11 protein-coding genes are annotated in these 9,648 nt (G+C 50.1%); 5 read left to right on the forward strand and 6 right to left on the reverse strand.

Annotated features, from left to right (window positions below; all coding sequences use genetic code 11):
• Positions 1-158: 158 nt before the first annotated feature.
• From CFI03_RS29555 to CFI03_RS29570, 4 genes are all read right to left on the reverse strand, one after another.
• Positions 159-410, reverse strand: coding sequence for a hypothetical protein (locus CFI03_RS29555; RefSeq protein ID WP_248762614.1), 252 nt, complete (start codon positions 408-410; stop codon positions 159-161).
• Positions 411-502: 92 nt separating this feature from the next.
• Positions 503-1,066, reverse strand: a complete 564-nt coding sequence (locus CFI03_RS29560; RefSeq protein WP_116394482.1) for a glutathione peroxidase — start codon at positions 1,064-1,066, stop codon at positions 503-505.
• A 123-nt stretch (positions 1,067-1,189) separates the two neighbouring features.
• Positions 1,190-1,720, reverse strand: coding sequence for an NUDIX hydrolase (locus CFI03_RS29565; RefSeq protein ID WP_116394469.1), 531 nt, complete (start codon positions 1,718-1,720; stop codon positions 1,190-1,192).
• Positions 1,721-1,726: 6 nt separating this feature from the next.
• Complete coding sequence (locus tag CFI03_RS29570; RefSeq protein ID WP_116394470.1) at positions 1,727-2,191, reverse strand: hypothetical protein; 465 nt, start codon at positions 2,189-2,191, stop codon at positions 1,727-1,729.
• Positions 2,192-2,339: 148 nt separating this feature from the next.
• Here CFI03_RS29570 and CFI03_RS29575 point away from each other — a divergent pair, with 148 nt between their 5' ends.
• From CFI03_RS29575 to CFI03_RS29585, 3 genes are read left to right on the forward strand one after another with little or no spacing between them, the layout of a single operon-like run.
• The gene (locus CFI03_RS29575) at positions 2,340-3,137 is read left to right on the forward strand and encodes an ABC transporter permease (protein WP_116394471.1); all 798 of its coding nucleotides are present in this window, start codon (positions 2,340-2,342) and stop codon (positions 3,135-3,137) included.
• A 10-nt stretch (positions 3,138-3,147) separates the two neighbouring features.
• Complete coding sequence (locus CFI03_RS29580; RefSeq protein WP_116394472.1) at positions 3,148-3,966, forward strand: ABC transporter permease; 819 nt, start codon at positions 3,148-3,150, stop codon at positions 3,964-3,966.
• 22 nt (positions 3,967-3,988) lie between these two features.
• Entirely contained in the window at positions 3,989-4,978 is a 990-nt protein-coding gene (locus CFI03_RS29585; protein WP_116394473.1) for an ABC transporter ATP-binding protein, read from the forward strand.
• Positions 4,979-5,037: 59 nt separating this feature from the next.
• Here CFI03_RS29585 and CFI03_RS29590 read toward each other — a convergent pair whose 3' ends face one another.
• Complete coding sequence (locus tag CFI03_RS29590) at positions 5,038-6,495, reverse strand: YncE family protein (RefSeq protein ID WP_283094754.1); 1,458 nt, start codon at positions 6,493-6,495, stop codon at positions 5,038-5,040.
• A gap of 82 nt (positions 6,496-6,577) precedes the next feature.
• A complete protein-coding gene (locus tag CFI03_RS29595) occupies positions 6,578-7,771 on the reverse strand; it encodes an ROK family transcriptional regulator (RefSeq protein ID WP_116394475.1) in 1,194 nt (397 codons plus the stop codon).
• A gap of 248 nt (positions 7,772-8,019) precedes the next feature.
• Here CFI03_RS29595 and CFI03_RS29600 point away from each other — a divergent pair, with 248 nt between their 5' ends.
• Both CFI03_RS29600 and CFI03_RS29605 read left to right on the forward strand, forming a co-directional pair.
• The gene (locus CFI03_RS29600) at positions 8,020-8,652 is read left to right on the forward strand and encodes a chromate transporter (RefSeq protein WP_116394476.1); all 633 of its coding nucleotides are present in this window, start codon (positions 8,020-8,022) and stop codon (positions 8,650-8,652) included.
• A 22-nt stretch (positions 8,653-8,674) separates the two neighbouring features.
• Positions 8,675-9,205, forward strand: a complete 531-nt coding sequence (locus tag CFI03_RS29605; RefSeq protein ID WP_116394477.1) for a chromate transporter — start codon at positions 8,675-8,677, stop codon at positions 9,203-9,205.
• Positions 9,206-9,648: the final 443 nt, after the last annotated feature.

Below are 9,648 nucleotides of genomic sequence, written 5' to 3' on the forward strand. Positions count from 1 at the left end.
CGGATTACTTTTCGATTTTATAGGTAAACTTCCACTCGGCCGTATTCCCCGAATACCTGCCGCGGTTCTCCGTCACAACGACCTTCAACGCTTTATTGACGGTTTTTGTGATGGAAGATGCTTTTACCGTATCATTGGCTGAATTGCTATCGGGAATTTTATCCTGCTCTTCGGCATATAATGCTGTCCGTCGATTTCAAGCTCAGGGTGATACTTTTGTTTTTCTGTGCTTCCTTGCCGTTCACGTAAGCCTTAGTCAACCACTCGTTACCGACATGATTATTCTCAATCAGCTCCACGCTGACTAGCGTCACTTTGAATTTGGTTGATTTGTCCGAAGCCGAGACCGGTTGCATAAGCAGCGCAAAAACAGCCGTAACCGCCATAGCTACCTTCAAAAGCTTGCTCAATGCGAATGCCTCCCTCAAATTTTTCCAATAGAGAAATTTCTTCCGGGACGCATGTTTATCCTGCCTCTTTACTATTTTCGCAATAATTAGACTTATTGCTCCGAGGATAACGCCTCCTCGATGGCCAATTCCAAATCGGCTGGCTGCGTCGTTGGCTCGAATCGGGCGATAACCTTACCTTCCCGGTTAACGAGGAACTTGGAGAAATTCCACTTTACGCCGTCTCCTTCATACAGGTCCGGATGATTCTGCTGGAGAAAATCCTTCATCCACAGCTCATCGGAATTGTCCGCATCAAAGCCCCGGAAAGGTGCCTGCTCCGTCAAATATTGAAAGAGCGGATGAACGGATTCACCGCGGAGCTCTACCTTTTCGAACAGCGAGAAGGTTACTCCAACATTGCGCCGGCAATGCTCTTCCACCTCCGCATTGCTGCCGGGCTCTTTGCCGTTGAACTGATTGCACGGGAAACCCAATATTTCGAAGCCGTGCATCCAATATTTTTCGTACAAATGCTGCAGGCCTTCGAACTGCTTGGAATAGCCGCATTGGCTTGCTGTATTCACGATTAGAAGAACCCTGCCGTAAAAAGCAGACAGATGAATAGGCTCCCCATTTATCTCATTAACCTGAATGTCATAGATGGACTTGTTCATCATTAATCCCTCTCCCCTTTTTTATATTTAATCCATCATATAACCAAGAAGCCTATTTGAATAATATATAAAAACAATAATCTTCATAGGCAATTTCAATAAAGTATATATTGGAAAAAAGGCTTATAAAAAGCCTTCTCTCTCCATGAACTTCACAGCTTCTTTCAGAATAATCCGGTCGCGCATCAGCATAAAAAGCTTGGCGTGATTATCGCCGCCGCCCGCCACTGCTTTTTCCATAATATCCAGCGCTTGTGCGGCAGACAGCCATTGAACAGACATTCCGAGCTGTTCTTCGGCTTCGGTGAGAGCAGCCTCACCCGCGCCATGCCGCGCTTTTGCCAGATAACAATGCGAATGCTGCAGAAACCCGTTCCGATTCTTATGCTCCTCCACAAAGCCAAGCTTGCAGAGTACATCCGCTAAGCAACCGGTCTCCTCTTTTATTTCCCGCACAAAAGCTTCCTCGGGGGACTCGCCTTCCTCCATTCCTCCGCCGGGCAGCTTGTAGAGATCAAGCTCGGCCATATACATCATCGCAACTTGTCCATGATCGTTGAATAGCACTCCCCTTGCGGCATAACGCGAGACGATATCCAGATACGCCGGGTCGCCTCCTATAAGATCACTGTCGGTTATCTTTAGGCTTAGCATGATCCCTTATCTCCTTTTTAAACTTAACGGTTCAGGCAACTGATTGCCTTCGTTTTTAAAGGCATTAAACTTCTTGACCAGGTCCAGGTAAGCCTGCTCCCGGTCTTCGCCAGTTCCCTTCATCTCCTGCCAATCCTTAACGCTTGCTTCCCACGGGATGCCTGCTCCTTTCCGGCGAATGTATTCGATCGGATAATCATCCACGGACCAGTTCTTTTCATGGTCACGCCTTTTTCTAAACACATATCGCGCTCCTTCAATCAGCAGTGCCATGCAGAGGCTGGGAATAAGACTATTAACGGCGTTATCGGGATTAAAGTGCCTCGCAGAGGAATAAATGCCGTCGCATATTAGGAAAAGCATTAAAGCATACAAGAGCCATCTCAAGCCTTTGGCCAGCTTCCTAAACCGTTTAAAGTTCAGCAAAGTTAAATAAAATACCACGATAAGAATGATCAGAATCATTGCCACTTCCGTTACGCCTCCCCTGCAATCTTAGGTCTAACCTTATAAATAACTATATTAAAAATATCCGTAGCCTACGGGATTCAAATCGATTAATATAAGAGCATTGTAATTGTCATATTTTACATATGAAGTCACTTTTAAGGGGGTTAATATGCTTCAGGCTTACTGGTACATAACGAAAATGAAGCTACTCGTTAATCTGACTTACCGGTTTGAAGTATTCACTTCCGTTGCAACCAATCTTATTCTGATGCTGGCTTCCGTATTCTTATGGCAGACGGCTTACAAAGGCGGCTCCGGATCGGTAGAATCGCTTAGCCTGCAGGATATTACGACCTACACCATTCTCTCGATCATTATCTCTACCCTCTTCGTATGCGATGTACAGAATACCATCTATTACAAAATACGGGAAGGCCAAATTGTGACCGACTTCTACCGCCCCATTCCTCTTTTTGCCTGCTACCTGGCCGAAGATATCGGCGAGATGCTCAGCTCCTTGTTAAACAGGGCGCTTCCGCTTGTCGTATTTGCCTCCATCTTTTTTGGCATTCCGTGGCCCGCTTCCTTCGGGAGCTTCCTGCTCTTCCTTCCAAGCTGCCTGTTAAGCTACGCCATTCTATGGCTGCTTAGCGCGCTTATCGGACTGATTGCGTTCTGGGTGATGGAGCTTGGCAACATGGGGAATGTCAAGGACGCTATCGTCCGCGTATTGTCCGGCAGTATCGTGCCGCTGTGGTTTTTCCCGGAATCGGTGCAGACCGTCTCGAAATTTCTTCCGTTCCAATACACGTACCAGACTCCGCTCGGCATTTATATCGGCAACACCAGCATGTCCGAAGCCTTTACCTCCATGGCTGTTCAAGCCGTCTGGATCGCGGTATTGTATCTGATCCTGGCAGCCGGATGGGCGCGCACGAAGAAAAAAACGTTAATCCAGGGAGGCTGAGAAGGTCCTTATGGTATCTACGATCAAGCATTATGTTTCCGTCGCTTCCTGCTGGGCGCGTCTCGCCGTGCAGCGGCAGCTGGAGTATCCGCTGTTCCTGTTCAGTTGGCTCCTCATGATTCCGATTCAATACTTCTCCGGCATCTGGATGCTCAAGATTATCGTCGACCGCTTCCAGGCGCTTAACGGCTGGGATTTCCCGCAGCTTACCTTTTTGTATGGACTTGGCCTGATCAGCCACGGCATCTTTGTCGTCTTCTTCATTAATACGTGGAGTATCGACCATATGGTCATCAACGGCGGCTTCGACCGTCTTCTGCTTAGGCCGATGAACGTTTTCTTCCAGCTCGTTGCGAGCTACGTGAATTTTATCGGGTTAATCGATTGCATACCGGGCGTTATCATCTTCCTCTATGGGGCCGATATCGCCGGCTTTGACTGGACGCTCGCGAACATCGGCAAGCTGATTCTCGTGCTGATCGGCGGTATTCTGATCCGTGCCGCGTTGTTCACCAGTCTTGGAACGATCGCATTCTGGACCAAGCGCAACGGCTCCATGGTTGGCTTCGCCCTGACGATGCTCGAGCGCGCAACCATGTATCCGCTTAGCATGTACCCGTACTTCCTGCAGGCGTTATTCACCTTTATCATCCCAATCGGCTTCATCAGCTTCTATCCTGCCGCGGAATTTCTGAATGCGGACAGCGGCGGCCTCGATCTCCCGCTAAGCTTTGCGCTGTGGACACCGCTCGTGGGCGTGATCTGCTTCCTGATTGCGGGCGGCATCTTTAAATTCGGCATGAGAAATTACGAGAGCGCAGGCTCTTAAACCATAGGGGGATCTGACTGGAATGGAAACCGTTATTGAGGTTAAGGATCTCGTGAAAGAATATATAATCGTAAAAAAAGAAAGCGGGCTTCGCGGCTCGATCAAAAGTCTTCTCTTCCCGAAAAAAACGAAATTTAACGGCGTAAACGGCATCAGCTTCTCCATCGCGCCAGGCGAGATTGTCGGCTATATCGGACCAAACGGCGCAGGCAAAAGCACCACCATCAAAATGCTGACCGGCATCCTCCATCCGACCTCGGGCTCCATCAAGGTATGCGGCATCTCTCCGCAAGCCGACCGGAAGGCCGTCGTCCGCAAGCTTGGCGTTGTATTCGGGCAGCGCACGCAGCTGTATTGGGATTTGCGTCTCGGGGAATCATTTGAGCTGCTGCGCCGGATTTACCAGATTGATCAACAAGCCTACGACGACAATCTCGCCATTTTAACCGACGTGCTGAAGCTGCAGGAATTCATCAATACGCCGGTGCGCCAGCTGTCGCTTGGCCAGCGCATGCGCGGCGATATCGCGGCGGCCATGCTGCATTCGCCGTCGGTCTTGTTCCTCGACGAGCCTACGATTGGGCTGGATGCCGACGCCAAGCTTGCGATCCGCAACTTCATTAAGGAGATTAACCGTACCCGCGGCGTTACCGTTATTCTGACCACTCACGATCTCGATGACGTAGAGCAGCTCTGCAGCAGAATTATTGTCGTTAATAACGGCAAGCTCGTAGAGGACGGTCCTATCGGCTCCATCATCCATAAGCTTACTCCTCACCGCTTGCTGGTTGTGGAGCTTCACGAGCCGGCCGACGATCTCATCACTCCGCATGCCACCGTTATCAAGCAGGAAGGGCTGAAAATCTGGTACCAGTTCGAAAAGGAAAGCATCTCCGCTTCGGAGCTTATCGCCGCCCTCTCGCAGAAGCTTCCGATTCAGGATATTAGCGTCAAAGAGCCTAACGTGGAAGACGCGATCCGCGAGGTCTATAAAACGACGGCAACTAGGTAAGCAAAGGTATGAGAAAAGCCGGGGCATACTCCATTTGGAGTGTGCCCCGGCTTTCGCTATTATTCATGAAGAGCCATACCGCTAGGGCTGGCGTCTGTATCAATCTTGTTCGTCACCTCAAAGGTCTCTCCGTCAATGACGGTTATCCCGTCGCTTACCGCTACATAGATCCGGTTGGTCTTTGTATGAACGGCCACCGCCTTCGGACAGCTTCCTACCGGAATAGTCTCAATAACCTTGTGTTTGGATGCATCAATAACCGAGACGGTATCGCTTCCGGAATTCGAGACGTACACCAGATTGGCGAAGGTATCTACTCCGGCCGCATAAGGATTTTTGCCGATCCCTTCCGTTATTGTTTTCAAGACCGTGTTGGTCCCGCCATAAATAACGCTCAAGCTATCGCTTAAGAAATTCGGCACATAGATGAGATTCGCGTCCTCGTGAATACCCGCAAGGCCCGGCTCATGTCCGACAGGAATATCCGGGAACAGCCTTGTATGGGTGTATCCGTCTATAACGGAAATATCATGATCCGGGCTGCCGTTTGCTACGTAAATCCGATTCGTATCGGCATTAATAACGATTCCGGCAGGAATGTTGCCTACGCCAACGGAATCGATAAGATGGTTGGCTTCCCCATCCAGAACATCCACGGTATTAAGAAGCGAGCTTGCAATATAGACCCGGTTGGTCTTCACGTTGACGGCTGCGAGCGACGGAAACGGGCTTACCGGTACAACGGCTACCGCTTCCTTCGTGCTCCCATCCAGTACTATAAGCTGATGCTTGCCGCTGTTAATTGCATAAATCCGGTTCGTCACCGGGTTAAGAGCTATCCCCTTAACGGAGCCGGCAGTCGGCAACGGAATCATATCGGCGACGGTATCCGTCTCCCCGTCGATAACCAGGATCTGTCCCTTCTCTGACAAAGAGACAAACAGCTGATTGTTCCTCATTGCTGCCGGAGTTTTGTCCTCAGCGGGAGCCGGCATTGGAGTTAGTGTTGGAGCTACTGTTGGAGCTGGGGATTGAGCTGCTGTTGGAGTTGGCACTGGGGCTGGCGTTTGAGCTGCTGTTGGAGTTGGTACTGGGACCGGTGTTGGAGCAGGAGTTGGCGTTGGAGCCGCTGCAGCCAGTTGCGAGACCTGGACTTCGGCCGAAGGTGGAGTAATGGAAGGATCTGGATCTTCTATAAGCTCGGTCTCAAGCAGCTCTTCGGCTTCGTAATCCGGTTCTTGCCCGGTCTCATCGTCAAGCATATCCAGCCATTGCGGCAGCTCCTGCAATTTCCTTTTCCGTAACTTCCTTGCCGGTTGTTTGTAGCGTTGTTGCGGAGTTACGGGTACGGCAGCGGCTGCCGTTGTCTTCGGAACGCTTGGCTTCACCGCTTTTTTCTGCTGTTTCTTTGGTTTCACTGTCTGTTCTATGCGACTAGGGGGGCTTAGAAAACCCGACTGCTTCTGAGGCAGGTACATCAGCAGCGGTGCGGATTCTTTTTTGCCCCGGCTATACATTTTCACGCGCTTCCCCTCCCCAAGCATACTTAACCGCTTATTTATTATAAGTAGGTAAGTATGGAATGGCTTGGGTATTTGCTTATAATTTCATGCGGCTTCTTACCATTAATGCGGCACCCGTCACAACCGCGTCTTCCTTTAATCGGCCCATCGAAAATTGCGGGATATACGCTTCGCCGTAATACGTCTTCTTAACCGCTACCTCTGTCGCTACCCGATAATACATGGGATTGGCGCTAATCAGAGCCCCGCCTAGAATAATCAGCTCCGGGTGGAACGTATTGATCAGATTCGCCAGCCCTACTCCGAAATAAGAGGCGGATTGCCGGAATATCTCCCGTATAAAAGGATCGCCGGCGTTTAGTCCCTCCGTAATCGTGTCCAGGTTTACTTTTTCCGGTGCAACGTTATTTAATAATAAGCCGCCTCCAACCTTCAGCCTCGTCCGCACCTGTCTTTCCAGCGCTTGAACCGAAGCAAAGGTTTCGAGGGAGCCGTAGTTGCCGGATTCCTCCAGCCTAGGGCCATCCACATCGATAATCATTTGCCCGATGGAACCCTCCATGTCTACCTTTCCGTACACGATTTGTCCATGGGACATCATGGCCGATCGCAAGCTGATCCCCGCGGAGACGTACAACGCATGCTCCACGTTATCTTGCCTCATAGACCAATGCTCTCCAACCAGAGCCGTATTAGCTCCATTCTCAAGCAAGGTCGGCAGCCCCGCGGCCTTCTCGAACATCGCGCAGATCGGAACCTGTTCCCAGCCCTTAGCCGGAAAATACTGAGGATTAATAATAACCCCGCTGCTGCGGTCAAGCGGTCCTACCGCCCCGATCCCCAGCCCCAGAATACGGCTCTGCGAGAGGGCATGATCCTTCATAAAAGCAAGCATCATACCGACCGTATGGGCAACCAGACGCTCTGGCGTCATCGTCTCGTCCATCCGCCACCGGACAACGGACTTCTGATTCATATTCATGTCAAATAAACCAAGGGTCGAAGTGAACCTGGAGATTTCGAGGCCAAATATATATCCGTAATCGGGATTAATCTGATAGAGAAGCGGTTTTCTGCCGCCCTTCGACGGACCTAATCCGGTAACGAGAATAAGCCCTTCCTTGGCCATATCGTCCAATAGACGGGTCATTGTGCTGCTCGTAATATCATGGGCTTCAAGCAGCTCCGCTTTTGCAATTGGTCCAAGATTAGCGATGTAATCGTAAATAAGCTGTTTATGCGAGGGGACGGAACGCAGAGAATGACTCATCGTTTCATCCTTTCCGGGTAGATTGTCGTTGCTACCTGCAATTATACCCCAGATCAAGAATAGGGGCTATGCCGATTGGTTCTCTCCACTTTATTCAATTTTGAACAAAACTAAACAAAGTACAAAGGGTTATTCACTCGTTTTTATCGGTATAAACATTTCTTATAATCCAAATTGTCCAAACTTTAATTCAAAATGAATTTAAGTTGCTATAATAGCTATGTAAGAGTCAAAAGGAGAGAGTTTATATGCAGACAAACTGGAAAGAACGACTCTATTTTTTGGCACAGTTATTCTGGGTATTTGTACGGATCGGTCCTTCCACCTTTGGCGGCGGTTATGCCATGATGCCCGTCATTGAACGTGAGGTCGTTAATAAGCGCAATTGGATTGCCGAGAAAGAACTTGCTGATGTCGTATCGCTAGCCGGATCCGCTCCGGGCGGCGTTGGCGTCAATGCCGCAGCCTTCATCGGGTACCGGAAAGCCGGCATACCGGGAGCCGCTATTGCGGTTATTGGCGTAACATTGCCAACCTTTATTATTATCATCACGCTTAGCCTTTTTTATCTGAAGTTTCAAGACAATCCCAAGGTTGTGGCTGCCCTGAAGGGGGTTCACGGCGCGGTTGTGGCACTGATCGCAATGTCCGCGTACCGAATGGCCAAAGCCGCTATCTTTGACAAGACAACGTTAGTCATGCTGGTCCTTGCGCTTCTCATTCTGCTCGCGCTTCCGCTTACTCCGCTATATATCGTAGCAGCAGGCATCCTGGTTGGTATCGGCATGGTTCGGGTCAAGGAGAAAACGGGCAAACAAGCCAATACGGAAAAGCCATCCTCCAGCAGCCAAGAGCTGATGTATCCGGAGTATTATATTTGACAAGCGCAAGGGAGAGTTACGTATGATCTGGGACTTATTCCTGACTTTCTTCAAAATTGGATTTATCTCGTTTGGCGGCGGTTATTCCGTTATTCCGATGATACAAAGCAAGGTGATCTCGCACGGATGGATGACAACCGCCGAATTTCAGAAGGCCGTTTCCCTTGCCGGCATGGCGCCGGGGCCAATCGCCACTAATGCCGTAACGTTAATCGGCTACGATACAGCGGGAATAGCCGGCGCCATTGCTGCCTGCGTGGGAATTGTCCTCCCGTCGCTGCTCGTCGTAATCGTGTTGTCGGCCTTCTTCTTTAAGCTTCGGAATAACAAGACGATGAAATCCCTCTTTTACGGCCTGCGGCCCGTCGTTACCGGATTAATTTTTTATGCGGCGCTTCATTTCGGCGGCTTCGACAAGCCGGGCAGCTACACCTGGACGACCGGGTTTACGCTGCTGATCTGCGCAGGCTGCCTATGGCTTTTGTTCAAATACAAGCTGCACCCGTTAACCGTGATCGCGGCGGCGGGAGCAGCCGGAATTATCTTTTTATAGCCATTTTGAGTCCCCCGCGGCAAGCTGGTAATCTTGCATGAGATACCATTTTGAAAGCGGGGGATTTCGTTATACCCCGTGCCTTCTTTCGTAAACGCGGCCAGCTTTCCCGCCTCCCAGCTGCCTTCACGATGCGGCGCATCGTTAAGCATAGCCACCGCACCGCCCGCAACACTCACACTTCCCGCCAACATAAGCAATAAGACCCTCTCAGGGTCTTATAATGACTAATATTACTCGTTTTCGCCAAATAAGACCCTGCCAGGGTCTTATCCCAACGCCGTACTCCCGCATCACTTACATTTCCAGCCCAACCTAAGCAAATAAGACCCTCTCAGGGTCTTATAATGACTAATATTACTCCGCTTTCGCCCGATAAGACCCTGCCAGGGTCTTATCCCAACGCAGCACGGGTAGCGTCAAGAAGTTTGTGTAGTAGGGAT

It is taken from the genome of Paenibacillus sp. ATY16, assembly GCF_003399985.2.
In the GTDB taxonomy this organism is placed as follows: Bacteria; Bacillota; Bacilli; order Paenibacillales; family Paenibacillaceae; genus Pristimantibacillus; species Pristimantibacillus glycanilyticus.

What these genes read in the sequence shown, in the direction of transcription:
- CFI03_RS29560 (WP_116394482.1), bottom strand. Translation starts at nt 1,066, where the DNA reads ATGAACAAGTCCATCTATGACATTCAGGTTAATGAGATAAATGGGGAG.
- CFI03_RS29565 (WP_116394469.1), bottom strand. Translation starts at nt 1,720, where the DNA reads ATGCTAAGCCTAAAGATAACCGACAGTGATCTTATAGGAGGCGACCCG.
- CFI03_RS29575 (WP_116394471.1), top strand. Translation starts at nt 2,340, where the DNA reads ATGCTTCAGGCTTACTGGTACATAACGAAAATGAAGCTACTCGTTAAT.
- CFI03_RS29580 (WP_116394472.1), top strand. Translation starts at nt 3,148, where the DNA reads ATGGTATCTACGATCAAGCATTATGTTTCCGTCGCTTCCTGCTGGGCG.
- CFI03_RS29585 (WP_116394473.1), top strand. Translation starts at nt 3,989, where the DNA reads ATGGAAACCGTTATTGAGGTTAAGGATCTCGTGAAAGAATATATAATC.
- CFI03_RS29590 (WP_283094754.1), bottom strand. Translation starts at nt 6,495, where the DNA reads ATGTATAGCCGGGGCAAAAAAGAATCCGCACCGCTGCTGATGTACCTG.
- CFI03_RS29595 (WP_116394475.1), bottom strand. Translation starts at nt 7,771, where the DNA reads ATGAGTCATTCTCTGCGTTCCGTCCCCTCGCATAAACAGCTTATTTAC.
- CFI03_RS29600 (WP_116394476.1), top strand. Translation starts at nt 8,020, where the DNA reads ATGCAGACAAACTGGAAAGAACGACTCTATTTTTTGGCACAGTTATTC.
- CFI03_RS29605 (WP_116394477.1), top strand. Translation starts at nt 8,675, where the DNA reads ATGATCTGGGACTTATTCCTGACTTTCTTCAAAATTGGATTTATCTCG.